23 protein-coding genes are annotated in these 25,714 nt (G+C 67.9%); 14 read left to right on the top strand and 9 right to left on the bottom strand.

Going from position 1 to position 25,714, the window contains the following annotated elements; genetic code table 11:
- Positions 1 to 62 precede the first annotated feature (62 nt).
- Positions 63 to 1,391 carry a tetratricopeptide repeat protein gene (locus WDZ97_RS12655; protein WP_341929554.1) on the top strand — a complete coding sequence of 443 codons (1,329 nt, stop codon included), beginning with the start codon at positions 63 to 65 and terminating at the stop codon, positions 1,389 to 1,391.
- A gap of 9 nt (positions 1,392 to 1,400) precedes the next feature.
- The gene (locus tag WDZ97_RS12650) at positions 1,401 to 2,798 is read left to right on the top strand and encodes a FecR family protein (protein WP_304005489.1); all 1,398 of its coding nucleotides are present in this window, start codon (positions 1,401 to 1,403) and stop codon (positions 2,796 to 2,798) included.
- A 43-nt stretch (positions 2,799 to 2,841) separates the two neighbouring features.
- Here WDZ97_RS12650 and WDZ97_RS12645 read toward each other — a convergent pair whose 3' ends face one another.
- The 6 genes from WDZ97_RS12645 to WDZ97_RS12620 all read right to left on the bottom strand — a co-directional run bounded on the left by WDZ97_RS12645 (position 2,842) and on the right by WDZ97_RS12620 (position 10,076).
- Positions 2,842 to 3,438, bottom strand: a complete 597-nt coding sequence (locus WDZ97_RS12645; protein ID WP_304005492.1) for a MarC family protein — start codon at positions 3,436 to 3,438, stop codon at positions 2,842 to 2,844.
- An 84-nt stretch (positions 3,439 to 3,522) separates the two neighbouring features.
- Positions 3,523 to 4,779, bottom strand: a complete 1,257-nt coding sequence (locus tag WDZ97_RS12640; RefSeq protein WP_425762953.1) for a glutamate-5-semialdehyde dehydrogenase — start codon at positions 4,777 to 4,779, stop codon at positions 3,523 to 3,525.
- Between the two features lie 96 nt (positions 4,780 to 4,875).
- Positions 4,876 to 5,880: a DNA polymerase III subunit delta gene (gene holA, locus WDZ97_RS12635; protein WP_425762952.1), complete on the bottom strand. Its 1,005-nt coding sequence runs from the start codon at positions 5,878 to 5,880 to the stop codon at positions 4,876 to 4,878.
- Positions 5,881 to 5,885: 5 nt separating this feature from the next.
- Positions 5,886 to 6,410: an LPS assembly lipoprotein LptE gene (lptE, locus tag WDZ97_RS12630; protein ID WP_341929557.1), complete on the bottom strand. Its 525-nt coding sequence runs from the start codon at positions 6,408 to 6,410 to the stop codon at positions 5,886 to 5,888.
- 8 nt (positions 6,411 to 6,418) lie between these two features.
- Positions 6,419 to 9,052 carry a leucine--tRNA ligase gene (gene leuS, locus WDZ97_RS12625; RefSeq protein ID WP_425762951.1) on the bottom strand — a complete coding sequence of 878 codons (2,634 nt, stop codon included), beginning with the start codon at positions 9,050 to 9,052 and terminating at the stop codon, positions 6,419 to 6,421.
- Positions 9,053 to 9,146: 94 nt separating this feature from the next.
- Complete coding sequence (locus WDZ97_RS12620) at positions 9,147 to 10,076, bottom strand: mechanosensitive ion channel family protein (protein ID WP_304005502.1); 930 nt, start codon at positions 10,074 to 10,076, stop codon at positions 9,147 to 9,149.
- Between the two features lie 136 nt (positions 10,077 to 10,212).
- Here WDZ97_RS12620 and uvrD point away from each other — a divergent pair, with 136 nt between their 5' ends.
- The 6 genes from uvrD (at position 10,213) to WDZ97_RS12590 (ending at position 19,626) form a co-directional block, all read left to right on the top strand.
- Complete coding sequence (uvrD, locus tag WDZ97_RS12615; protein ID WP_425762950.1) at positions 10,213 to 12,441, top strand: DNA helicase II; 2,229 nt, start codon at positions 10,213 to 10,215, stop codon at positions 12,439 to 12,441.
- A gap of 6 nt (positions 12,442 to 12,447) precedes the next feature.
- Complete coding sequence (locus WDZ97_RS12610) at positions 12,448 to 13,344, top strand: tetratricopeptide repeat protein (protein WP_304005506.1); 897 nt, start codon at positions 12,448 to 12,450, stop codon at positions 13,342 to 13,344.
- A gap of 5 nt (positions 13,345 to 13,349) precedes the next feature.
- Entirely contained in the window at positions 13,350 to 13,931 is a 582-nt protein-coding gene (locus WDZ97_RS12605; RefSeq protein ID WP_304005508.1) for a poly-gamma-glutamate hydrolase family protein, read from the top strand.
- 31 nt (positions 13,932 to 13,962) lie between these two features.
- Positions 13,963 to 14,799: a transporter substrate-binding domain-containing protein gene (locus WDZ97_RS12600; protein ID WP_304005511.1), complete on the top strand. Its 837-nt coding sequence runs from the start codon at positions 13,963 to 13,965 to the stop codon at positions 14,797 to 14,799.
- On the top strand, positions 14,796 to 17,981 hold the full coding sequence (locus WDZ97_RS12595; protein WP_425762949.1) for an EAL domain-containing protein: 3,186 nt from the start codon (positions 14,796 to 14,798) through the stop codon (positions 17,979 to 17,981). The genes WDZ97_RS12600 and WDZ97_RS12595 overlap by 4 nt, the downstream gene beginning before the upstream one ends.
- A gap of 160 nt (positions 17,982 to 18,141) precedes the next feature.
- Positions 18,142 to 19,626: a diguanylate cyclase gene (locus WDZ97_RS12590; protein WP_425762948.1), complete on the top strand. Its 1,485-nt coding sequence runs from the start codon at positions 18,142 to 18,144 to the stop codon at positions 19,624 to 19,626.
- Between the two features lie 127 nt (positions 19,627 to 19,753).
- Here the strand turns inward: WDZ97_RS12590 and WDZ97_RS12585 are convergent, their stop codons facing one another.
- From WDZ97_RS12585 to WDZ97_RS12575, 3 genes are all read right to left on the bottom strand, one after another.
- The gene (locus tag WDZ97_RS12585; protein ID WP_425762947.1) at positions 19,754 to 20,269 is read right to left on the bottom strand and encodes a hypothetical protein; all 516 of its coding nucleotides are present in this window, start codon (positions 20,267 to 20,269) and stop codon (positions 19,754 to 19,756) included.
- Between the two features lie 61 nt (positions 20,270 to 20,330).
- Positions 20,331 to 20,543: a hypothetical protein gene (locus WDZ97_RS12580; RefSeq protein ID WP_425762946.1), complete on the bottom strand. Its 213-nt coding sequence runs from the start codon at positions 20,541 to 20,543 to the stop codon at positions 20,331 to 20,333.
- Positions 20,540 to 21,307 carry a ParA family protein gene (locus WDZ97_RS12575; RefSeq protein ID WP_019915387.1) on the bottom strand — a complete coding sequence of 256 codons (768 nt, stop codon included), beginning with the start codon at positions 21,305 to 21,307 and terminating at the stop codon, positions 20,540 to 20,542. Before WDZ97_RS12575 ends, WDZ97_RS12580 begins: the two co-directional genes overlap by 4 nt.
- 166 nt (positions 21,308 to 21,473) lie before the next feature.
- Between WDZ97_RS12575 and WDZ97_RS12570 the strand changes: the two genes are divergently transcribed.
- The 6 genes from WDZ97_RS12570 to WDZ97_RS12545 are packed head-to-tail and all read left to right on the top strand — an operon-like array spanning position 21,474 to position 25,642.
- On the top strand, positions 21,474 to 22,457 hold the full coding sequence (locus WDZ97_RS12570; protein ID WP_425762945.1) for a quinone oxidoreductase family protein: 984 nt from the start codon (positions 21,474 to 21,476) through the stop codon (positions 22,455 to 22,457).
- Positions 22,458 to 22,501: 44 nt separating this feature from the next.
- On the top strand, positions 22,502 to 22,840 hold the full coding sequence (locus WDZ97_RS12565) for a hypothetical protein (protein WP_304005523.1): 339 nt from the start codon (positions 22,502 to 22,504) through the stop codon (positions 22,838 to 22,840).
- Positions 22,841 to 22,873: 33 nt separating this feature from the next.
- Positions 22,874 to 23,533 carry an SDR family NAD(P)-dependent oxidoreductase gene (locus WDZ97_RS12560; protein WP_019915384.1) on the top strand — a complete coding sequence of 220 codons (660 nt, stop codon included), beginning with the start codon at positions 22,874 to 22,876 and terminating at the stop codon, positions 23,531 to 23,533.
- Positions 23,530 to 24,171, top strand: a complete 642-nt coding sequence (locus WDZ97_RS12555; RefSeq protein WP_020163330.1) for a ParA family protein — start codon at positions 23,530 to 23,532, stop codon at positions 24,169 to 24,171. The genes WDZ97_RS12560 and WDZ97_RS12555 overlap by 4 nt, the downstream gene beginning before the upstream one ends.
- A complete protein-coding gene (locus tag WDZ97_RS12550; protein WP_020163331.1) occupies positions 24,168 to 24,809 on the top strand; it encodes an NADPH-dependent FMN reductase in 642 nt (213 codons plus the stop codon). Before WDZ97_RS12555 ends, WDZ97_RS12550 begins: the two co-directional genes overlap by 4 nt.
- 59 nt (positions 24,810 to 24,868) lie before the next feature.
- Positions 24,869 to 25,642, top strand: coding sequence for a fumarylacetoacetate hydrolase family protein (locus WDZ97_RS12545; RefSeq protein ID WP_425762944.1), 774 nt, complete (start codon positions 24,869 to 24,871; stop codon positions 25,640 to 25,642).
- The last annotated feature ends 72 nt before the right edge of the window (positions 25,643 to 25,714 follow it).

Here is a 25,714-nt window from a genome sequence, read left to right as displayed (position 1 = left end):
AATGCAATCATCCGGCCATTAAGGTCAGTCGGTTGTCGGTCATGCGACAACGAGGAGGGCGCATGCGCGCACAAAAAAGAACACATCCGCTGCTGTTTGCACTGCTGCTGGGCGCATCTGTCGCCACGCAAGCCCAATCGTTGACCGAACAGGCGGCCGCGCACATCGAAGCCGGTCGCCATGCTGCGGCCTACCAGCTACTGTCCCCGCAGGAATCGGAGCGGGCCGGGGATCCGCAGTTCGATCTGTTGCTGGGCATTTCGGCGCTGGAAACCGGGCGGCATACGCTGGCCGTGTTCGCGCTCGAACGCGTGCTCGCGGTGCAGCCGGACAATGCGCGTGCCCGCGCCGAAATCGGCCGTGCCTATCTGGCGCTCGGCGAATCGGTCGGCGCCCGGCGTGAGCTGGAAGCGGTGCGCAATCAGAACGTACCGCCCGAGGTGGCCCGCGCGATCGATCGCCTGCTGTCCGCCATCGATCGGGCGCCGGACGCAGGCAAGCCGTCTTTCGCCGGTTTCGTCGAAGCGGCGGTCGGACGTGACACCAATGTGAACAGCGCCACCTCGCAGAACGCGGTCGCGGTACCCGGCCTCGGCGCCTTCCTGCTCGACCCCGCCAGCCAGAGTCGCGACGCATGGTTCAGTGCGCTGTCCGGCGGTATCACTGCGCGCGTGCCGCTGAACCGCGAATGGGCCTTCCTCGCCGGCGCCACCGGCGCGGCGCGCTTCAATGGCGGCGAGTCGCGCTTCGACACGACCGCACTGGACGGCAATGCCGGCGTGTCGTGGTCGCGCGGCGCGAACCGGATCACCGCAGCGCTGCAGCTGGGCATGTTCGAGGTCGATGACGACAAGTTGCGCGACTACACCGGCGGCTCGCTGCAGTGGCAGCACACGCACGATGCGCGCAACCAGACCACCGTGTTCGCGCAGCAGAGCCGCCTGCGTTACGAAGGCACGAACGACGTGCGCGACGTCAATCGCAACATCTATGGCGTCGGCCACGCGCTGGTCCTGCCGAACGACCGCACCATGCTGTTCGGCAGTTTTTACCTCGGCGCCGAAACCGGCCGCAACGACCTGCCCTCGGGCGTGAACATCGCTGCCAACGACGTGATCGGCTTCCGCGTCGGCGCGCAGCACACGCTGGACGAGCGCTGGATGCTGTTCGGCGCGCTGGCGCACGAGGCGCGCGAGTACAAGAATGTCGACCCGATCTTCGCCCGCGTGCGCGACGATAATCTGACTTCGCTGTCGCTGGGCGCGAGCTATGCCTTCGCCAAGCAGTGGCTGCTCACGCCGTCGGTGTCACTGGTGCGCAATGACTCCAGCATCAATCTCAACGAATACCGTCGCGGCGTCGCCCAGTTCGCCGTGCGTCGCACGTTCTAGGAGAGCGCCATGGCGAAACCCTTCACTCCCGCACGCCTGACGCTCGCGATCGCACTGGCGTTTCCGCTGCATGCGCTGGCCGATAACGCGGCGCGTGTCGAATTCACGTCGGGTGACGTGCGCGCACTGGCGGCTGACGGCAGCAGCCGCGTGCTGGCGCGCGGCGCTCAGGTGGGCAGCGGCGACACCGTCGACACCGGCAGCGGACGCGCCCAGATGCGCTTTACCGACGGCTCGCTGGTGTCGCTTCAGCCGCAGACCCAGTTCCGCATCGACCAGTACGCGTTCGCCGGCAAGCCGACCGAGGACCGTGGCTTCTTCAGCCTGATCAAGGGCGGCCTGCGCACCATCACCGGTCTGGTCGGCAAGGGCAACCGCAGCAACTACAAGCTCACCACTTCGGTTGCAACCATCGGCATCCGCGGCACCGAGTTCTCCGTTGTCTACGGCAACAGCATCAACGTGACGACCGGCGATGGCGCGGTCGATGTCTGCAACGGAGGCGGCTGCCTTACGGTGTCCGACGGGCAGAGCGCCTATGTCGCCGACCAGAGCACGCCGCCGGTCATCACCGAAGTGAAGACCGATCTGCCGCCGCCGCCGCCGTCGAACAGCGGCAACCTGACGCCGCCGCAGGGCGACGACACCTTCCTGGTGTCGGAGAATCGCAGTGAGGGCGGCGGGCTGGATGTGCTGGACGGCTATGCGGGCGGCAGTCTGCAGTCCGGTGACGGTTATTACGTCTATGGCCAGTACGTCGATCAGTACGGCGGCTATGGCGGCTTGGTGATGCTGGATTCGGCGACCGCGTCCTTCGAGGGCAGCACGCTGGTCTCGGCGTCGAATTCGAACGGTGACATCCAGGCGTCTTCGGTTGCCGAAGCACATCAGGACGGCATCATCGGCTGGGGGCGCTGGACCAGCGGCTCGTGTTCCGGCGAATTCGACTGCGCCGGCGACACGCTGCTCGACGTGCATTACATCGCTGGCAAGCCGACGCCGGATCTGGCCGCGCTGGGCGGTGCCAGCGGCACCTATGCGCTGAGCGGCTACACCACGCCGACCACGTCCGGCGGTGCGAGTGGCGGCTCGGTGAGCGGGTCCATGACCGCCGATTTCTCGGCCTACACGCTCAGCGTCGGCATGAACGTGACCGTCAGCGCCACCACCTTCGGGCTGACCGGGTCCGGCAGCATCAACAGCGGCACCGCGGCGTTCTCGGGTTCGTTCTCGAACTGCAGCGGATGTTCGTTCAGCCCGCCGAGCGGCAGTTTCCATGGCTTCTTCGCCGGCGCAGGGGCCGAGCGCGCGGGCATGGTCTACACCTTCGACAGCGGCATTGGCGGCATCAACAAGGTCAGCGGCGCGGCGGTGTTCACGCAGACTTCGCTCGGTCTGGGCAACTGACGGGCGCGTCATCCGGCCGCTCCGGCGTCCGGACGCGCGCCGCTCAGAGTGATCCGGCGAAGCTGCGGATACCGGTCAGCAGCATTTCGACGGCGACCGCGCACAGCAGCAGACCCATCAGTCGCTCAAGCGCGGAGGTTCCGCGCTCACCCAGCCGGCGGATCAGCGGCCCGGCCGCCAGCAGTACGCAGGCGGTGACCGCCATGGCCGCGCTCATCGCGCCGGTCCAGGTCCAGAAGCGGTCCGGCTCGCGCGACACCAGCAGCATCACCATGGCCATCGCAGACGGCCCGGCGATCAGCGGGATGGCCAGTGGTACGACGAAGGGCTCGCCGCCGGCCCACTCGCCGAACACGCCGGCCGGCTGCGGAAAGATCATGCGCAGCGCGATCAGGAACAGCAGTACGCCGCCGGCAATGCCGAGCGAGGTCTGCGACAGCTGCAGGATCCTCATCACCGATTCGCCGGCCCACATGAAGGCTAGCAGCGCCAGCCAGGCGAAGAAGCACTCCCTCAGCACGACACGCTGACGCCGCGCCTTCGGTACGTCCTTCAGCAGCACGGTCATGACCGGTGCGTTGCCGAACGGATCGAACAGCAGCAGGAGCAGGATGCTGGCGGAGAGGAAGCTGTCGGACAATGCTTAGGGGCTAGGGGCTAGGGGCTAGGGGCTAGGGGCTAGGGGCTAGGGGTGACGGGACGGCGTGCCGTCCCGTCAGCGTGTTCAGCTACGCACGTGGCCGTCGCCGAGCACCACCCACTTCTGACTGGTCAGCCCATCCAGACCGACCGGGCCGCGGGCGTGGATCTTGTCGGTCGAGATGCCGATCTCCGCACCCAGCCCGTACTCGAAGCCGTCGGCGAAGCGGGTCGAGGCATTGATCATGACCGACGCCGAATCGACCTCGCGGATGAAGCGCATCGCCCGCGTGTGGTTCTCGGTCACGATGGCGTCCGTGTGCTGCGAACTCCAGCGGTTGATGTGGTCGATCGCGTCGTCCAGCGAATCGACGATGCGCACCGCGAGGATGGGGGCGAGGTATTCGGTCGCCCAGTCCTCGTCGGTCGCCGCCTTCATCGCCGGCACCAGCGCGCGCGCGCGCTCGCAGCCGCGCAGTTCGACGCCCTTGCCGAGGTAGATGTCGGCCAGTCGGCCAAGCACGCGCGGTGCCGCAGCGACATGCACCAGCAGCGTTTCCATCGTGTTGCAGGTGCCGTAGCGATGGGTCTTTGCGTTGTCGGCGATGCGCACCGCCTTGTCGTCGTCGGCGAATTCGTCGATATAGACGTGACAGTTGCCGTCCAGGTGCTTGATCACCGGCACCTTGGCTTCACGCGAAATGCGTTCGATCAGGCCCTTGCCGCCGCGCGGCACGATCACGTCGACGAACTGCGGCATCGTGATCAGCGCGCCGACCGCGGCGCGGTCGGTGGTGTCCACCACCTGTACCGCAGTGTCCGGCAGACCCGCGGCAACCAGCCCTTCGCGCACGCAGGCGGCGACTGCCTGATTGCAGCACGCGGCTTCGGAGCCGCCGCGCAGGATGGCGGCGTTGCCGCTCTTCAGGCACAGGGCCGCTGCGTCGGCAGTCACGTTCGGCCGCGCTTCGTAGATGATGCCGATCACGCCCAGCGGTACCCGCATCTTGCCCACCGTGATGCCGGTGGGGCGGCGCTTGAAGTCGGTCATTTCGCCGACCGGGTCGGGCAGCGCGGCGACCTGTTCCAGGCCTTGCGCCATCGCCTCGACGCCCTTGGCGGTCAGCGTGAGCCGGTCGATCATCGCCGCGTCCAGGCCATTGGCGCGTGCCGCGTCGACGTCGGCCGCGTTGGCTTCGAGCAGCTGCGGTGCACGCTCGCGCAGCAGGGCGGCGATGCGGATCAGCGCGTCGTTCTTGGCGGCGGTGGATGCCTGCGACACGATGCGCGAGGCGGCGCGGGCCTGGCGGCCCAGCGTGTTCATGTAGTCCTGGATGTCCATCTTGATTCCCGAAATGCTCAGACCGCGCACCTTATGAAAACGGCGGCCAAACACGGATGAAAGCAGAAAGCGCGGCGACTTGCCAGTCGGCCACGCTCAGCGTGCGCACAGTCGCAGCGCGATCTGCAGGAACTCGTCCCACACGTCGCCACGCGCCACGCCCTTGATCATGCGGTCCAGTCGCGCGGCCTGCATCAGTGCAGTGCGGGTGGCGGCCGAGGACAGCCGCTGCAGCGCACGCTTGTACGGTGACTGGCGGGCGCCGAAGATGCGCGCGGCAGCCAGTGCGTCGTCGGCGCTGCGCCCGGCATCCATTTCGGCTCGCGCGGTCGCCAGCACGCGCAGTTCAGCGACGATGATCCACAGCACCAGCGGGGCGGCCACGCCCTCGGCGCGCAGGCCGTCGAGCAGGCGGCTGGCGCGCGCGGCGTCGCCGGCGAGCAGCGCCTGACGCAGGTCGTCGACGTCGTAACGGGCGACGTCCATCACCGCGTTGCGCACCTGTTCGAGAGAAAGTTCACCGGGCGGATGCAGCAGCGCGAGCTTCATCACTTCCTGGTTGGCGGCCAGCAGATTGCCTTCGACATGGCCGGCCATGAATTCCAGCGCTTCCGGTGTCGCGCTCTGCTGCTGGCGGGCGAGCCGGCCGGCCAGCCAGGAGGGCAGGCGCGCAAGATCGGGCGCGTTCAGTTCCAGTTCCATGCCGGATTCGATCAGCGCGGCGAACCAGCTGCTCTTCTTCGCCTTCCAGTCCATCAGTGGCAGCGTCACCAGCGTGATCGTGCCGGCCGGCGGATTCGCGGCGTAGCGGGCCAGTGCATCACTGCCTTCGCGACCCGGCTTGCCGGTCGGTATGCGCAGGTCGATCAGCTTGTCGCCGCCGAACAGCGACATATTGCCGGCCGCCTCGGCCAGCGCCGACCATTTGAAGTACTGCGTCACCACCAGCACTTCGCGCTCGCTGAAACCCCGCGTACGCGCGGCGGCGCGGATGGCGTCCGCCGCTTCGATCACGAGCAGCGGCTCGTCGCCGTGCAGCACGTAGAGCGGCGCGAGCGTGCCCTTCAGGTGGGCGTCGAGCTGTTCGGCGCGCAGCTGCATCGCGCTCAGGCGGGCTTGCGCTTGATCGCCTGCAGCCGGCGCAGCAGTTGCTGGATCAGGTCGGACTGCATTTCGTCGTACAGCACCTGCTCTTCCTGCTGTTTTGCCAGCATCTCGGAATCGCTGTAGGTCAGGTCGCGGCGCAGCTCGATCGACGCCACCGGCGCGATCTCGACATTGTTGCGATCGCGTACGCGGAACGAGAAGCGCTGGCGCAGTTGATATTCACGCACGCGACCGGCCGAGTTCAGGCTCAGGATGACTTTTTCGACCTTGTTCTCGGTGATGTCGACGATGGCGTCCGCAGCTGACGGTTCGTCCGCCACCTGGGTCGAACTCTGCGTCTGTATCGCGCGGCGGATCTGCGTGGTCAGCTCCGTGTTGCTGCGGCTGCCGTTGATGTACAGCGTCTGGAAAGGCAGATCACGTACACCGCGCAGGTGGAAACCGCAGGCCGCCAGCGGAAGCGCGGCGACGGCGGCCAGCAGCAGGCTGCGGCGGGATGGGTTGGCGGGGGCGCTCACGGGCATCTCCTGCTTCAGCACACGATATTGACCAGACGGCCGGGCACGACGACCACTTTCTTCGCCGGCTTGCCTTCCATGAATTTCTGCGCCGACTCGTTGGCCAGCGCCGCCGCCTCGATGGCGTCCTTGGCCGCATCGGCGGCGACGCGCAGGCTGCCCCTCAGCTTGCCATTGACCTGCAGCATCAGTTCGACCTCGTCCTGCACCAGCGCCGAGTCGGCCGGCTCCGGCCATTCGGCGCTCAGGATGTCGTCGCCGAAGCCGCAGTCGCGCCACAGCACGTGCGTGATGTGCGGGCAGATCGGCGACAGCACGCGCAGCAGCATGGACAGGCCTTCGCCGATCACTTCGGCCGCTTCGGCGCCGTCGCGCGGTGCCTTTTCCAGCGCGTTGAGCATCTTCATGCAGCCGGAGGCGACCGTGTTGAACTGCTGCTTGCCCAGGTCGTAGCTCGCCTGCTTCAGCACCAGATGCAGTTCGCGCCGCAGGTCGGCCAGCGCGGCCGGCAGCTTGGCCTTGCCCAGCGTCGACGCGGCCGGTACACGCGCGCGCAGTTCGGCGGTGTAGTCCTGGGCGAAATTCCATACGCGCTTCAGGAAGCGGTGCGCGCCTTCGACGCCGGCGTCGTTCCATTCCAGCGTCTGTTCCGGCGGGCTGGCGAACATCATGAAGAAGCGCGCGGTGTCGGCGCCGTACTGGTCGATCAGCGCCTGCGGGTCCACGCCGTTGTTCTTCGACTTCGACATCGTGGTCAGTTCGTGCTCGAGCACGGTGCCGTCGGCCTTCAGCCGGCCGCCGGTGATCTGCCCCTTGGCGTCGCGCTGGACCTCGACCTCGCTTTCCCAGTAGTAGTTCTTGCCGCCGCCTTCAGGTTTGTGCAGCCAGGCGTGGTTCAGCACCATGCCCTGGGTGAGCAGACGGGCGAACGGTTCCTTCACCGACATCAGGCCCATGTCGCGCATCACCTTGGACCAGAAGCGCGAGTACAAGAGGTGCAGGATGGCGTGCTCGATGCCGCCGATGTACTGGTCCACCTGCATCCAGTAGTTGGCGCGCTCATCGACCATGGCCGCGTCGTTGCCGACCGAGCAGTAGCGGGCGTAGTACCAGCTCGAATCGACAAAAGTGTCCATCGTGTCGGTTTCGCGCTTGGCGGCGGCGCCGCACTTCGGGCAGGCGACGTTGATGAAGTCGTCGCGCTTGAGCAGCGGGTTGCCCGAGCCATCCGGAATGCAGTCCTCCGGCAGCACCACCGGCAGCTGGTCGTCCGGCACCGGCACGTCGCCGCAGTGATCGCAGTGGATGATGGGAATCGGGCAGCCCCAGTAGCGCTGGCGCGACACGCCCCAGTCGCGCAGGCGCCACTGCACCTTCTTCTCGCCACCCTTGTCGGCGAGGTCTGCCGCCACTGCATCGACCGCCGCGGCATAACCCAGGCCGTCGTAGCGGCCGCTGTTTACGCAGACGCCGTCCTTCGATCCGTACCACTCGGCCCACGCGTCCGTCGAGAACGCGTTGTTGCCGACCGCGATTACCTGCCGGATCGGCAGTTCGTATTTCTTCGCGAAACCGAAATCGCGCTCGTCGTGCGCCGGCACCGCCATCACCGCGCCGTCGCCGTAGCTCATCAGCACGTAGTTGCCGACCCACAGCGGCACCGATTCGCCGGTCAGCGGGTGCACGACGGAGAGGCCGGTCGGCAGACCTTCCTTTTCCATGGTCGCCATGTCGGCTTCCATCACCGAGCCGTGCTTGCATTTCTCGATGAAGGCGGCCAGTTCCGGGTTGTTGCGGGCGGCGTGCGTGGCCAGCGGATGTTCGGCGGCGACCGCGCAGAAGGTGACACCCATGATGGTGTCGGCGCGGGTGGTGAATACCCACAGTCTGCCGTCGTCGATCAGCGCGCCGGTGTCATCGCGGACGTCGTGGCTGAAGGCGAAGCGCACGCCGGTGCTCTTGCCTATCCAGTTCGCCTGCATGGTCTTCACGCGCTCGGGCCAGCCGTCCAGCGTGTCCAGGTCGTCCAGCAGTTCGTCGGCGTACTGCGTGATGCCGAGGTAGTAGCCGGGAATCTCGCGTTTCTCGACCAGCGCGCCGGTGCGCCAGCCGCGACCGTCGATCACCTGTTCGTTGGCGAGCACGGTCTGGTCGACCGGGTCCCAGTTCACGACCTGCGTCTTCTTGTAGGCGATGCCCTTTTCCAGCATGCGCAGGAACAGCCACTGGTTCCACCTGTAGTACGACGGCTGGCAGGTCGCCAGTTCGCGGCTCCAGTCGATGGCAAAGCCCAGCGCCTTGAGCTGCTGGCGCATGTAGTCGATGTTGTCGTAGGTCCATTTCGCCGGCGGCACCGCGTTCTTGATCGCCGCGTTCTCGGCCGGCAGGCCGAAGGCGTCCCAGCCCATGGGCTGCAGCACGTTGTAGCCGCGCATCCGGTGGAAGCGGGTCAGCACGTCGCCGATGGTGTAGTTCCGCACATGACCCATGTGCAGCTTGCCCGACGGGTAGGGGAACATCGACAGGCAGTAGTACTTGGGCTTCGACGCGTCCTCGACGGCCTTGAAGGTCTGGCTGTCGTCCCAGTAGCGGCGCGCGGCGGCTTCGACCTCGGACGGGGTGTAGGCGGGGGTCTGTTTTTCTGACATGAGGCGGGATGCGGCGGAAATGAACGCTAACCCGCAATTATAGGCCCGGCGGCCCGCCGCCCGCCGGAAAACACGGCGCCGTTACCGGGCAGGCTCAGGCCGGAGCCGTCCGGCGTGTTGCCGGGCTGCTGCGCGACACTTCGCGCAGCATGGTTTCGGCGTCGTCGGCGAAGCGCAGCGTGAGATGCGGCAGCGGCAAGGTCTGGCCGCGCTCGTCGTACGCTTCCTTCACCCGCCGCAGGAATTCGCGCCGCACCTCCCATTGCGCCATCGCCGCGACACGGATGCGTGCCCGCACGATGAGCGCCGATTCCTGCCACTGGTCCACGCCCGCCATTTCGAGGTCGCCGAGGATGCGGGCGCCGAAGTACTCGTCCTCGCGCATCGCCTTGGCGACGTCGAACATGATGGCGTAGATGTCGGCCACCCGGTCGGTCGGCGCCATCCGCACATCGATCACCGCATGGGCGAATTCACGCGAGCGGCTGGTGACCGTCGTGATCTCGCCGTTCGGGACGAAGTGCACATTGCCCTCGTAGTCGCGCAGCCGCACATAGCGCAGCGTCACTTCCTCGACCACGCCGCCGTGGCCGGCGATGTCCACGATGTCGCCGACGCGGATCTGGTTTTCCAGCAGCACGAACAGCCCCGAGAACAGATCCTTCACCAGCGACTGGGCACCGAAGCCGATGGCGATGCCGGCCACGCCAGCAGTGGCCAGCAGCGGGGCGACCGAAATGCCCAGCGCACTCAGCGCGATGCCGCCGGCCAGCACGAGGATGACCACCGACGCCGCGTAGCGCGCGACCCGAACCAGGGTGTCGATGCGCTTGATGTCTTCCGCACAGTCGGTGCGCCGGCGCAGTGTTTCGTGGATCAGCCGTATCGAGCGCCGGGCGAGGTGCTGCAGCATCCAGGCGAGCAGCAGGATCAGGAACAGCTTCACCGCGAGGTCAAGCACCTGAGGCAGGCGGTCGCCCGCCCATGCGTACAGCCAGGCGGCAGTCTGTGTCCAGTCGTTCATTGTCGTGGTCTCTCCCTGTTTGCGTTGTCCGGGTTAGACGCGACCGCCCTGGCCGGGGCCGGTTCCTCGCTGTAGGAGGAGGACTACACGTCCGCGGGGCGCGACCGTCGGCAGGCAGCCCGGTAGAATCCGCCGCATGACATCCAACCCGCTTCTTTCCGGTCTGAACGAACAGCAGTTCCAGGCCGTCACGCTGCCGTCGCAGTCGGCGCTCATCCTCGCGGGCGCCGGGTCGGGCAAGACGCGCGTGCTGACCACGCGTCTGGCCTGGCTCATTTCGACCGGCCAGGTGTCGCCGCACGGCATCCTCGCGGTCACCTTCACCAACAAGGCGGCCAAGGAAATGCTGGCGCGGCTGACCGCGATGCTGCCGATGAATGCACGCGGCCTGTGGATAGGCACTTTCCACGGTCTGTGCAACCGCATGCTGCGCGCGCACTGGAAAGAGGCCGGGCTGCCGCAGCTGTTCCAGATACTCGATTCGGGAGACCAGCTGTCGGCCATCAAGCGCATGCTGAAGGCGCTCAACATCGACGACGAGAAATTCCCGGCGCGCGACCTGATGTATTTCATCAATTCGGCCAAGGAGCAGGGGCTGCGCCCGCACGAGGTCGAGGCCTTCGACGACTTCGCGCGCAAGCGGGTCGAGCTGTACCAGGCTTACGAGGCGCAGTGCCAGCGCGAGGGCGTGGTCGATTTCGCCGAGCTGCTGCTGCGCTGTCACGAGCTCCTGCAACGCAACGAGCCGATACGCGCGCACTACCAGCGCCGTTTCCGCCACATCCTGGTCGACGAGTTCCAGGACACCAACGTGCTGCAGTACCGCTGGCTCAAGCTGCTGGCCGGCCTCGGCACCGAAGGTCAGGCGGCGGTGATGGCGGTCGGCGACGACGACCAGAGCATCTACCGTTTCCGCGGCGCCGAGGTCGGCAACATGCGCGACTTCGAGCGCGAGTTCCACGTCGACAACGTGATCCGGCTGGAACAGAACTACCGCTCGCACGGCAACATCCTCGACGCCGCCAACGCGGTGATCAAGCACAACAGCGGCCGCCTCGGAAAGAACCTGTGGACCGAAGCCGGCCACGGCGAGCCGCTGCGCGTCTATGAGGCCTTCAACGACATCGAGGAAGCGCGCTGGGTGGTCGAGGAAATCCGGGCGCTGATCCACGACGGCACGGCGCGCGACGACATCGCGCTGCTCTACCGCAGCAATGCGCAGTCGCGCGTGCTCGAACACGCGCTGTTCTCGGCCGGCATTCCCTATCGCGTCTATGGCGGTTTGCGCTTCTTCGAGCGGCAGGAGGTGAAGCACGCACTGGCCTACATGCGGCTCATCGCCAATCCGCACGACGACACCGCATTCACCCGCGTGGTGAACTTCCCGACCCGCGGCATCGGCGCGCGTTCGCTGGAACAGCTGCAGGACGCCGCGCAGGCGCACGGCAGCAGCCTGTACGGCGCGCTGAACTTCCTGACCGGCAAGGCGGCGCAGTCGGTCGGCGCCTTCATCAAGCTGGTCGACCAGCTGCGCTTCGCCTGCGAGGGGCTGAAGCTGCCGGAAATGGTCGAGCAGGTACTCGAACTGTCCGGCCTGCGCGCGCACTACCTGACTGAAAAGGAAGGTCAGGAGCGCGTTGCCAACCTGGACGAAATCATCAACGCGGCCGCCAACTTCATTTCCGAGGAAGGCTACGCCCAGGTCGCGGCCGAGGACGAAGCCGCGCCGCCCGATCCGCTGTCCGCCTTCCTGTCGCACGCGTCGCTCGAGGCGGGGGAACACCAGGCCGACGCCGGCCAGGCTGCGGTGCAGCTGATGACCGTGCACTCAGCCAAGGGACTGGAATTCGACGTGGTGTTCATCGGTGGTCTCGAAGAAGGCCTGTTTCCGCACGAGAACTCGGTGCTGGAGCGAGACGGTCTGGAAGAGGAGCGCCGGCTCATGTACGTCGCCATCACCCGCGCCCGCAAGCGCCTCTACCTGTCGTTCGCGCAGTCGCGCATGCTGCATGGTCAGACCCGCTACAACCTGCGCAGCCGCTTCTTCGACGAGATTCCGGCCGAACTGCTGAAGTGGCTCACGCCGCCGGCCAGCGCACGCGGCTACGGCGGCTTCGGCAGCAGCAGTGCCGCGCCGTCGGCACCGGCGAGCAGCAATCCGCGCAGCTTCGGCAGCGGTCGCCGGACGACGGCGGTCAATGACAGCGGCTTCCGCGTCGGCCAACAGGTGAGCCACGCCAAGTTCGGCGCTGGCGTCATCGTCAACGCCGAAGGCTCGGGCTCCGACGCCCGGGTCCAGGTCAATTTCGGTGCGTCGGGCGTCAAGTGGCTGGCGCTCGCCGTGGCCAAGCTGTCGCCGGCCTGATTGCTCATGAGCGCGCGCCTCCGCCTCTTCTGTTTCGCAGCGCTGCTGTCCGCAGCGGGCACGGCTGCCGCGTCGGAACAGTGGCGCACCGCCCACCTGCGTGGCGAGTGCGACACGGCGCTGGCCGAGGCGCGTGGCGCCGCCGAGAAGGGCGAGCCGGAAGCGATGCTGCAGATGTCCGACTGGCATTTCTTCGGCACCTGCCTGGACAAGAACGACACCGAATCGGCACGCTGGGCGCTGCTGTCGGCGGAGGCCGGACTGGCGCGGGCGCAGGCCGTGGCCGGGCAGATCCGTGCCAGCGGCATCGGCGTCGAGCGCAATGCGGCAGAGGCACGCCGCTGGTACACGCTGGCGGCCGAAGGCGGTGACCCGGAAGGCATGCTGTTGCTGGCCAAGATGATCGAAGCCGACACCGCCGACCCGCTGGCGCCGGAACTGGCGCTGGCCTGGGTCCGGCGCGCGGCCGACAGGAACTACGCGCCGGCCTATGTCCATCTGGCGGCGATCTACAGCGGCGGTGGTGCCCAGACCGACTACGCCGAATCGGCACGCTGGCTGGAGAAGGCGATGCAGGCCGGCTACAAGGACAATTCGGTCTGGGTCGCCTGGTCATGGGCCTGCCTCAACCTTGGCCGTTACGACGAGGTGCTGCAGGCGGCGACCAAGGTGCCGAACGACGCGCCGGAATTCAAGGCGGCGCAGATCAACCACGCGCACGCACTGTTGCTGAACGGACAGATCGGCAATGCGCGCGAGGTGTACGCCGCCAACATGACCTTGCGCGGCGCCGACGAATTCCGCCGCATCCTGCGCGAGGACTTTGCCGAACTGCGCCGTTCCGGACGCGATCACCCGGGCATGGCGCGCATCGAGAAGCTGTTCCTGTCCGGCAAGCCCTGAACGACGTGCACCGCGACCGCCATCGCAGCTACGCCGAGCTGTCGTCCGCGCATCGCGAGGGCATCGACTACCACGTCACCGTCGAGCGACGCGGCAGCGGGGTCGCGATCGTCGCGCCGCATGGTGGGCGCATCGAGCGCGGCACGTCGGAGGTGGCACGTGCGATCGCCGGCAACGACTTCGATCTTTACCTGTTCGAAGGCGCGTTGCCGACGATGAACTTCGAAACGCTGCACATCACCAGCACCCGCTTCGACGAGCCGCGCGCGCTGGCGCTGATCGCCGATTGCGACGCCGTGCTGGCGGTGCATGGCGTGGCCGATACCGGCGAGCGCGCGCTGCTCGGCGGCCGCGATCGTGCGCTCGCCTGTGCCTTGGCCGATCGCCTGTACGCACGCGGCGTGCTCGCGCAGACCAGCGGCCATCGCTACGCCGGCCTCGACCCGCGCAATCTGTGCAACCGGGGGCGGCTAGGCCGCGGCGTGCAGATCGAACTGAGCGACCGGCTGCGCGGCGGTCGCTACGAAAAGGCAGTGATCGATGCCGTTCGTGCTGCCCTGCATGGACGGGTCATGACGCGACGCTAGAATGCAAGGCTGACCTCGTCAGCAACCCGTCATGCGCACCCCCTACCTGCTTGCCGGATTCATCGTTGCCCTCGTCGCGCTGGTGCTCGGCCGGATCATCTACGACGATCCAGCGCGATCGGGCGCTGCGCCGACGTTGCGTGCGCTGTATTCGATCGAGCCACCGTTCGCCTACATCGACGCGCGCGGCCGTGTCACCGGCGAGGCACCGGAAATGCTGCGCGTGCTGGCCAAGCGGGCGGGTCTCGGCGAGGTCGAGTTCATCCACACCGAGTTCGGCCAGTTGCTGCACGATCTGCAGGCTGGTCGCGCTGACATTGTCGCCAGCGGTCTGTTCGTGACACCCGAGCGCGCGCAGCGCGCTCGCTTCACCCGGCCGACCGCGCAGGTATCGTCGGCGCTGCTGGTGGGTGCGGGCAATCCGCTCGACCTGCACGGCCTCGACGACATCGCCGCGCACCCGGATGCGGTGCTGGCCGTCATCGACGGCGCGGTCGAACTGACGGTGGCCAAGCGAGCCGGCGTGCCGGCCGCCCGCATTCAGCGGCACAGCGACGCGACCAGCGCGGCGGTGGCGGTGATCGAGGGCCGGGCCGACGCGCTTGCGCTGTCCGACGTGTCCTTGCGCCACATGCTGGCGGTATCCGGTCTGACCGGTGTCGAACTGGCGCAGCCCTACCGGCCGCCGCAGCGCGAAGGGCGGGGCGAAGCAGGCTGGCCCGCCTTCGCGCTGCGTCCGCAGGACGAGGCGATGGCCCGCCGCATCGACGAGGCGATGGCCGGCTACCTCGGTTCGCCCGAGCATCGCGCGCTGGTCGCGGCCTTCGGCTTCGGTCCGCACAACCTGCCGGCGCCTGCACAGCGATGAACGGGCGCAGCGCAATGGCGGGCGGCCCGCCGGTATTCGGTCTGGCGCTGCTGCTGTGCGCCTGCATGGGCCTGATGAGCTATGCGCACGTGCGCTGGGACGACAGCCTCGCTGCCGCGCTGACCGCGCGCGACAATCTGGCGCAGTCGCGCCGTTACGCGCTGCTTGCGCAGCTCGACACCGAGCGCCTGCTGACCGGCGCGACGACGATACCGCGCACCCGGGTGATTGCCCATCTGGACCGTGCCCTCACGACCGCGCGCGATCTGCGCAGCGGCGGTGGTGCCATCGCCGGCTTCTCGGCGCGGGCGCCGGTGGCCGGCGACGTGGCCGCGGCCGCCGATGCCTACATGGCGGCGCTGGCCGATGCGCGCGCCATCATGGAACGCCAGCTCGACGGATTCGAGGCGGGCGGCAGCGCGCTGCTGCTGGCGCAGCGCGCGGTCGATGGCCGCGCCGTCGCACTGGAGGACGCATTGCTGCGTCATCTCGCGGCACAGCGCCGGCTGCTGCGCCAGCACGACACGGCGACGCTGGCGCTGGTGGCGGTACTCGGTCTGCTCGTGCTGTTCTATCTGTACGTTGCGCACCGACGTCGCGATGCCGCAGTCGATGCGCTGCTCGGCAGCGAGTCGCGCCTGCGCGCCTTCGTCGACAGCCTGCCCGAGATCGCCTTCATGCTCGACCGTCACGGTCGCTATATCGAGTCCTTCGGCAATGGCGGCGCCTTGCTCGCATCGCCAGCGGAAACCCTGGTCGGTCGCACCGTCGAGGAGGTGTTCCCGGCCGACGTGAGCAGCCGCTTCCTCGCGGTGATCCGCCAGGCGCTGGCGCGGCAGCGCACGCAGTCCTACGAATACACGCTGGAACTGGCGGGCCGGCAGGTGGTGTTCGATGCCCGCGTGTCGCCGGTACCCGGCAGCGACCGCGTCGTCTGGGTGTCGTGGGACGTGACCGCGCGCCGCCGCGCCGAGGCGCACGTGCAGGCGCTGGGCCGGCTGTACAACTTCCTCAGTCAGGTGAACCAGACCATCGTCTGGTCGGCCGATGAGGACGAGCTGTTCGAACGCATCTGTCGCGTCGCCATCGAGTTCGGCGCCTATCGCTTCGCCTGGATCATGCGCGCCGACGACAGCGGCACGCTCGCGCTGCGCGCCAGTGCCGGCAGCGCGGTCGCCGATCGCGCGCAGCTGGTCAGTGCATCGTCCACCGACGCCGACAGCGTCACCGCCGCGGTCATGCGCAGCGGCAAGCTGTGTCGCCTGTCGGCGCTCGACGGCGACGACGCGTGGATGCCGGCAGCGCGGGCCGCCGGTTGCATGGGCTACGTCGGCCTGCCGATCCGGCTCGACGACAAGGTGGTCGCGGTGCTTGGCCTGATCGCGCGCGAAGTCGCCCCCGAGGACGAGGACGAAGCGCGTCTGCTCGACGAGGTGATGATGGATCTGTCGTTCGCGGTGCGTCGCCTGCGCGACGACCGCGACCGCGCGCGCGCCGAACAGTCGGCGCGCCTGCTGGCGGCGGCGCTGCGCAGTACGCGCGACGGCGTCGTGGTGACCGATCTCGACGGCGTCGTGGTCACCGTGAACGAGGCCTTCTGCGAACTGAACGGCCTCGATCCGGCCGCCACCGAAGGATGCACGCTGGTGTCGCTGCTCGATGTCGAGGGCGCCGAGGGGCTGTATGCCGACATCGACCGCGCGCTGCGCGGCGGCGGTTTCTGGCAGGGCGAGGTGGCGGCGCGGCGGCGCAACGGCGAAGCGTGGTCGGGCTGGCTGTCCTGCGCCACCGTGCACGACGACGACGGCCGGGCGACCCACCGCGTCAGCGTGCTCACCGACATCACGCAGGCGCGGCGCACCGAGGAAATGCTGCATCACCTGTCGCAGTACGATCCGCTGACCGACCTGCCCAATCGCGTACTCATCCAGTCGCGCCTGATGCACGCGATCGATCTGGCCGCGCGGCGCGGCACGCGCGTGGCCGTGCTGTTCCTCGATCTGGACAACTTCAAGACCATCAACGATGGCCTCGGCCACGCCGCCGGCGACGAGGTGCTCGCTGCCGTCGCGCAGCGCCTGCGCGCGCGGCTGCGCCGACAGGACACGCTGGGCCGGCAGGGCAGCGACGAATTCGTGCTGCTGCTCGAAAACCTCGACCAGCCGGGCGAGGCGGCGCTGGTCGCCCAGGGCGTGTTCGACAACCTGAGCGCACCGGTACGTCTGGCCTCCGGTCAGGACATCTACCTGCAGGCGAGCATAGGCATCAGCCTCTACCCGGACAACGGCAACAGCGCCGAGGACCTGATCCGCGACGCCGACGCGGCGATGTACCAGGCCAAGCGCAGCGGCCGCAACACGCTGCGCTTCTACACCGACGCCTACACCGACGAGGCGACGCGGCGGCTGTCGCTGGAGACCGGTCTGCGGCGCGCGCTGGAGAACGACGAATTCGAGCTGCGCTTCCAGCCGCTGGTCGACCTGTCCGACGGTGCCCTGATCGGCGCCGAGGTGCTGGTGCGGCTGTCCGCCGCGGCCAGCGTGCACGCCGGCCCGTCGCAGTTCATCCCGATCATGGAAGCCAACGGACTGATCGTGCAGCTCGGTGAGCGCGTGCGCGAGCTGGCCTGCCGGCAGGGGCGTGCATGGCTCGACGCCGGTTACCGGATCGGCACGCTGGCGGTCAACATGTCGGTCGCCGAGATCCGCCGCGGCGGGCTGGAACGGCGCATCGAGCGGCTGCTCGGCGATACAGGCTTTCCGGCTGCGCTGCTCGAACTCGAAGTGACCGAATCCAGCCTGATGGAACAGGGCGACGAAGCGCGTCATTTCCTCGATGCGATCAAGCGGCTCGGCTTGCGCATGGCGATCGACGACTTCGGCACCGGCTATTCGTCGCTCGCCTATCTGAAGCGACTGCCGGTCAACAAGCTCAAGATAGATCGCAGTTTCATCTGCGATCTGCCGGGGGACGCCAGCGCGGTCGAACTGGTCGACACCATCATCACGCTCGGTCACAAGCTGGGCATGTCGGTGCTGGCCGAGGGCGTCGAAACCGAGGGCCAGCGCGATCTGTTGCGCGCGCACGGCTGCGACGCCTGCCAGGGCTATCTGTACGCCGAACCGCTGACGGCTGCCGAGTTCGAACGTCGCTTCCTGCGCCCGGCGCCCCGCGCGCAATGAACACACGACACCAATCCTTTCAAGCGGTATCGGGCGCCGTCGCTAGAATGATTGGTCGCGGGTCCGCTTTCCGGGCCCGGTCCGATTTCAGCGAGTTGCCCGTGCAGTCCGCAATGTCCCCCGATGCTTCGAGATGCCCGCGCCCGAACAGGGTGACGGCATGACCGTCCCTGCCGCAGGCGGTGGCGAGCACACGCCGCAGCTCGGTTTCGCGCAGCGCAGCTATCGCGCGCGGCAGGCCGGGCTGCTGTTCGGCCTGCCCATGGTGCTCGCCGTGCTGTACGAGCGCGGCGACCTGTCGTGGTCGTCCTGGCTGCTCTGGCTGGGCCCCTTGCTGCACGCACTGCTTTGGCCGCATCTCGCCTGGTGGCGCGCCCGGCAGTCGCGCGATCCCTTCCGTGCCGAAGGCGACAACCTGCTGGCCGATCATTTCTTCGGCGGTGCGTGGACCGCACTGATGGCCTTCAACGCCGTGCCCTCGCTGCTCATCCTCGCGCTGATGAGCATGGACAGCGTCGCCGGCTGTGGTCCGCGCCTGATGCTGCGCGGCCTGCTGGTGCACGCGGTGGGGGTGTTCGCCGGCGTGCTGCTATACGGTTTCGACTGGCAGCCACTGTCCACACTGGTCGTCGTCGCGGCCAGTGTGCCGATGCTGCTGCATCCGATCGCCATCGGCTTCGTCACCAACCAGGCACTGCGCAAGCTGCAGCGACAGCGCGAGGCGCTGGAGACGTTGAGCCGGATCGACGCGCTGTCCGGCCTCGCCAACCGCGGTCACTGGGAGGTGCTGGTGCGCAAGGAATTCGCGCGCTATCGCCGCTACGGGCATACGGCAACGCTGGTGATGGCCGATCTCGATCACTTCAAGTACATCAACGATCGCTACGGCCACGCCGCCGGCGACGAGGCGATCCGTCGCTTCGCCGCGCTGCTCGCCCGCGAACTGCGGATGAACGACACGGCCGGCCGCTACGGTGGCGAGGAATTCGGCATCCTGCTGCCGGACACCACCGGCGAGGGCGCACGCGAAATGATGGCGCGCCTGCGTCAGTGCCTGCATGCCGAACCGCTGATCGACGGGCACGTGGTCACCGCCAGCTTCGGCGTGGCCGAACTGACGCCGATGCTCGATACCTGCGAGGCGTGGATGCGGGTCGCCGACCAGATGCTGTACCGCGCCAAGCACGCCGGCCGTGATCGCATCGTGCTGCCGGGCCCGGGCGGCGGCGAGGTCGACGGCGGGCCGATCACCGGCGAAGAGGGCATGCCGCCGCATCTGGCGGTGGCTGCAGCGCGGCCGGACGTGCTGCGCCAGTTGCTGACCGGCATCGACATGAGCGAAACCGCCTTCGCGCTGTTCGATCCGGTCGACCGGCTGGTGCTGGCCAACGCCGCCTTCATCGAAATGTACTGCGTGCCGGCCGGCGATCTCCGCTTTGCCGACCTGATGCGTCATTGCTACACGCACCGCATCGGACCGCGCATCGAAACCGACGACATCGAAGCCTGGCTTTCCGCTGCGGACAGCAAGCGGCGCAGCCGGCCGTGGCGCTCGTTCGATGTCGACATGATGGACGGGCGCATCCTGCGGGTCGAGGAAACGTCGTTCGGCGAAGGCTGGGTGCTGACGGCGATCCGGCGCTAGGGTCTGTTCGCATTGAATCGCGGGCCGCGCGCGAATCCCGATGCGTCCGGATCAAGGCGGGCCGACGCAGGCTGACTGATCGTCAGGCCAGGAGGCCCCACGCGGAAGCAGACCCGGGCGTTGCCGCTCAGCTGCCGTTGCGGAACGGCGCGGCGAGGTCGCCGGCGCAGTTCAGGTACTGACCCGTCACGTCGCGCGGTGCCGGGCCGTTGAATGGCAGCTCGACGTCGCCGCCGATCTGGCCCAGCACCAGGCGACCGCCGAAGAAAAGGAAGTTGCGCATCAGCGTCGCCCAGTCGAGCTGCTTGTCGGCCTCGAAGCCGGGCAGCGTGAGCCGGCCGTCCTGGGCGACCAGCAGTATGGCAGGGCGGAACTGCTCGACTTCCAGCCGCGCCAGCACCGGCAGTCCCGGATTGCCCGGCGGCGGCTGCACCTCGACGCGGGCATTCACCTCGTCGCCGTCGCGCTGGCGCACGATGCGGATGTCCCAGCCGGAGACCGTCACCGCGGTGCCGCAGCCGCGCGGCCAGCCGTTGTCCAGCTCGACCACTGCGCGGTAGCTGCCGGCGACGCGGTCCGCGGCCGCCAGCGGCGCGGCGGCCAGACATGCCAGCAAGGAGAGGAGCAGGGCGCCGTGTTTCATGCCGGCTCAGACGCCGCAGGGCGTCCGGAGTTCGCAGTGCTCGCCCGCGGCCCGCTCGGCCTCAGTCACCACCACCGCCGCCATCGCCACCACCTCCACCGCAATCGCTGCCGCCGTCGCCAATATGGGTGCAGCCCGAATCGTTGCTGCTGCCGGCGATGCCGCTGCCGTCCGCTTGCGAGTCGTGCTGGCGCTCGCGCAGGCGGCGCAGACCGCCGGTCAGCAGCCACACCAGCGCCGCGACAGCGATCAGCGCGACGACGAAGCCGCTCACGCGCCGTTCAGCAGCGTATGCAGCGCGACGAATTCCTGCGCCAGCTTGTGCGACGGCGCGAAGTGGATCAGTGGTAGTGCCGCCTCATGCGACTCCTTCACCTTGACCGACGGCGACAGCGTCGCGTCGAGCACCGGCAGGCCTTCGTCGCGCAGTTCCTGCACCACGCGGGCCGGCAGGCTGGAGCGCGCCTGATACTGGTTCACGACGATGCCTTCGAGCTTCAGCGCCTCGTTGTGGTCGGCGCGGATCTCTTCGATGTTGTCGATCAGCTGGTACAGCGCCTTGCGCGAGAACTCGTCGCAATCGAAAGGGATGAGCACCGATTCCGCCGCAATCAACGCGCAACGCGAATAGAAATTCAGCGCCGGCGGCGTATCGATGTAGATGTGGTCGAACTGATCCAGCGCTTCCAGCGCCTCGCGCAGCTTGTAGATCTTGTAGCGCGATTCCAGCTTGTTCTCGAGTTCGGCCAGCTTGGCGCTGGCAGTCATCACGGCCAGGCCCGGGTGGGCGGTGTCGGTGATGAATTCGGTGGTGTCCTTCGGCGTCAGCTTGAAGTTCAGGATCTGATCGAAGAAGTCGGCGGCGCCCAGCTCGACGCTGTCCGCCGCCTTGCCCAGCAGATAGTTGCTGGAGTTACCCTGCGTATCGAGGTCGATCACCAGCGTACGTTTGCCGCTTGCCGCGCTGATGGCGGCGAGATTGCAGGTGATGGTGGACTTGCCGACGCCACCTTTCTGGTTGAACACGACGCGACGCATGACGGACTCCCTGACCGAAAGAGGCATTCTGCCAAATCATTGGGTGCAGTGCACAATAAGCGTGCCGATGGCGGTCGCCGCGCGTGCACGCCGCGACGCGAAGGGCAACAGACCCTGATCATGACCGGTAGAATTCCGCGCCAATCACCATGAGGGCAGGATGACCATGACGGATTTCGCTGTACGCATGCACCGCACCGGCGGCCCCGAAGTGCTGCAGTACGAGGCGGTCGAGCCGGGTGCACCGGGGCCGGGCGAGGCACGCGTGCGCCAGCATGCGGTCGGCGTCAATTTCATCGACATCTATCACCGCAGCGGCCTCTATCCGGTGCCGTTGCCGAGCGGACTGGGGCAGGAGGCGGCTGGCGTGGTCGAGGCCGTCGGTCCCGGTGTCAGCGATGTCGCGGTCGGTGACCGTGTCGCCTATGCAGGCGGTCCGCTCGGCGCCTACGCCACGGCGCGCAATATCGCGGCCGACCGGCTGGTGAGGCTGCCGGACGGCATTTCCGTCGACACCGCTGCCGCGCTGATGCTCAAGGGGCTGACCGCGCACTACCTGCTGCGTCGCACCTGCCGTGTCGAGCCCGGCGACGCGGTGCTCATCCACGCGGCGGCCGGCGGCGTCGGCCTGATCGCCTGCCAGTGGGCCCGCGCGCTCGGCGCCACCGTCATCGGCACCGTCAGCACGCCGGACAAGGCGGCGCTGGCGCAGGCCAACGGCTGCGAACACGCGCTGACCGGCGTGGCGCCGGCCGACCTCGCGGCGCAGGTGCGCGCGCTGACCGGCGGCCGCGGCGTGCGCGTGGTCTATGACGGCATCGGCCGCGACACCTTCATGGCTTCACTCGACTGCCTGCAGCCCATGGGCATGATGGTGAGCTATGGCAATGCGTCCGGGCCGGTCGCGCCATTCGAGCCCGGCATGCTGGCGCAGAAGGGCTCGCTCTTCCTGACCCGGCCGACGCTGTTCCACTACATTGCCGCCCGTGCCGACCTGGTCGCCGCGGCCGACGAACTGTTCGCCCGCGTACTCGACGGCACGCTGCAGATCAACATTCAGCAGCGTCATGCGTTAGCCGACTGTGCCCGTGCGCATGAAGCACTGGCCGCGCGTCGCACTACCGGCTCGACCATCCTGTTGCCGCAGTGAAGCATCCGCTGCACCGGCGACATCCTCTTTCGGAGCGCTTTTCGATGAAGTTTCTGTTGTCGCTGCTCGCCTGCTGCTGCATCCTGTCTCCCGCCGCGGCGCAGACGCCGGCGCAGACGGCCTTTCTGAAGGCCGAAACCCGCCGCATCGACGAGCAGTTCGTGCGTCGCGTGGTCGACATCACGAAGCTGCCGGCAGCGCAGGTGCGCGCCGCCATGCCGGCGGAAGGGCGCATCACCGAACCGTCGGCGCGGGTGGCTGCCGGCATCGAAAAGCAGCTGGGCGAGCCACTGAGCGACGAACAGAAGCAGGCCATTGCGCAGGCGGACGAGGAACGTCGCAGTGCACTGGCCGCGGCACGTGCCGCAGCAAAGAACAAGTAAACACGCAGAAGCGCAGCAGGTCGGGAGAGAACTATGGGTTCGAAAGTGTGTGCCATCGTCGGCATGGGCTCGGGCGTCGGTGCCGCAGTGGCGCGGCGCTTCGCCGCCGAGGGCTATTGCGTGGCGATGATTTCGCGCGACGCCGGCAAACTCGAGCGCTACGAGCACGAACTGGCCGCGCGCGGCGTGACCGCGCAGGGTTTCGTGGTCGATGCCGGCAGCGACGAATCCATCGTATCGGCCATCGAGAACATGCGGCAGGCGATGCCGCCGCCAGAGGTGCTCATCTTCAACGCCTCGGTGCCGCGTGAATGCGCACCGTCGGTGCTCGACCCGGAAGCGCTGGCGTCCGACCTGCGCATCGGCGTGCTCGGGGCGCTGACCGCGGCACGCGCCGTGCTGCCGGCGATGCGGGCGACCGGTCAGGGCAGCATCCTGTACACCGGCGGTGGTCTGGCGATGGAGCCGGTCGCCGCGGCCGCCTCGCTGTCGGTGCAGAAGGCGGCTCTGCGCAACCTCGTTTTCAGCCTGCACCAGGAACTGTCGCCGGCCGGGGTGCATGCCGCCATCGTCACCATTGCCGGCGTGCTGCGCGAAGGCAGCCTGCTCGATGCCGCCCGCGTGGCCGACGCGTTCTGGACGCTGCACGCGCAGCCGCCGGGCCAGTTTGCGCGCGAGATCGTATTGTCATGACGGAGCGGGCACTGCGCAGCGTGCTGATCGCCAACCCCAAGGGTGGCGCCGGCAAGAGCACGCTGGCCACCAATGTTGCCGGTCACTGGGCCACCCAGGGCGCGCGCGTCATGCTGGGCGACATCGACCGCCAGCAGTCGGCCCGTCACTGGCTGGGCATGCGCTCGCCGTTGCTGGCGCCGATCTCCACCTGGGAACTTGAGCCGGAACAGCCGGCCCGTCCGCCGCGCGGCACCACCCACGTCGTGCTCGACACGCCGGCCGGCCTGCGCGGCAAGCGGCTGGAGGCGATGCTGAAGATGGTCGACCGCGTGCTGATTCCGGTCCAGCCCTCCATCTTCGACATTCTCGCCACCGGCGACTTCCTGACCGAACTGGCCGAGCACAAGCGGGTCGCCGCGAACAAGGTGAAGATCGGCATCGTCGGCATGCGCGTGGACACCCGCACCCGCGCCGCGCACGAGCTGGAGCGTTTCTGCGCCGGCCTCGAACTGCCGGTGCTGGCCTATCTGCGCAACTCGCAGCTGTACGTGCAGACGGCGGCGCACGGCATGAGCATTTTCGACCTGTCGCGCTCGCGCGCGCAGACCGACCGCGAACAGTGGCAACCCATCATCGATTGGCTGGATTCCCCATGAACAACTCGACACGCAACAGCAAGAGCCTGGCCGTCGTCCGCGACAGTTCCGAGCTGGATGGCGCCAAGGCGCGCATCCTGGTGTTCGCCGGCAGCACGCGCGAGGCCTCGTTCAACCGCAAGCTGGCGATTGCCGCCGCGCGCGCGATCGAGGAAGCCGGCGGCGAGGCGACGCTGATGGATCTGCGCGACCACCCGCTGCCGCTGTACGACGGCGATCTCGAAGCGTCGGCCGGGCTGCCGCTGGGCGTACGTCCGCTGAAGGAACTGTTCAAGTCGCACGACGGCCTGTTCATCGCGTCGCCCGAATACAACGGGTCGATGAGCGCCGTGCTCAAGAACACGCTGGACTGGGTGTCGCGCCCGGCCGGCGACGAGGCCGGCACCGTGCCCTATGCCAACAAGACGGTCGCACTGGGCGCTGCCTCGCCCGGCGCGCTCGGTGGCCTGCGTGGTCTGGTGCATCTGCGCGCGGTGCTGCAGTCGGTCGGCGCGCTGGTGCTGTCGGAGCAGATCGCGGTCGGCAACGCCGCTTCCGCCTTCACGCCGGAAGGCGGGCTGGCCGACGAGCGGATGCAGCAGATGCTGCGCCGCACGGTCGCGCGCCTGGTCGATGTCGCCTCGCGCCTGCGCGATTGACGGAACGCGCCTGCGCGACTGAAGTTTTTCATTACAACAAACACGAGCCTGGAAGAGACATGAAATACCTGCGCCTGCGCCATAACGGCGCCGAACGCCTGGGCCGCATCAATGGCGATGCGGTCGAACTGCTGGACGGCGATCTGTTCGCCAACCCGGTACCGACCGGTGAGACCGTGCCGCTGGATGGCATCGAGTGGCTGATGCCCTGCCTGCCGCCGAAGATGGTCATCATCGTGCACAACATCCGCGCCGCAGTGGAAAAGGCCGGTCATCCGATTCCGGAAGATCCGCTCTACCTGGTGCGCTCGCCGCAGGCGCTGAACTGGCACCAGCAGCCCATCCCGAAGCCGGTTGGCTTCGACGGTCGCGTGTTCTACGAAGGCGAACTGGGCGTCGTCGTCGGCAAGGTCGCGCGCAATCTGGACGAGGCGCAGGCCGCCGACGCCATCTTCGGCTACACCTGCATCAATGACGTCAGCGCGCTCGAACTGGTGGACAAGAACCCGTCCTTCGGCCAATGGACGCGCGCCAAGAGCTTCGACGGCTTCGGCTGCTTCGGCCCGGTCATTTCGACCGACCCGCTGCCGGCCGACGCCGAAATCGTCACCACGGTCGGCGGCCGCGAACGCCAGCGCTACCCGGTGACCGACATGATCTTCTCGCCGGCGCAGCTGGTGTCGCGCATTTCGCGCGACATGACGCTGATGCCGGGCGACGTGATCTGCTGCGGCACTTCGGTCGGCGTGCTGCCGATGAAGCCGGGCACCACGGTCGAGGTCACCGTCAGCGGCGTCGGTACGCTGACCAACGTGTACGCCCCGACCGAGTAAGGCGGCCGCGGCATGAACAGCCGCGCCCCGACCGACCTGCGTCAATACGGCCGGCCGCGCGCACAGGCATCC

The organism is Methyloversatilis sp. MC4-4, assembly GCF_049843555.1.
Lineage (GTDB): Bacteria > Pseudomonadota > Gammaproteobacteria > Burkholderiales > Rhodocyclaceae > Methyloversatilis > Methyloversatilis discipulorum_B.
This window is presented reverse-complemented; position numbering and strand designations above follow the sequence as displayed.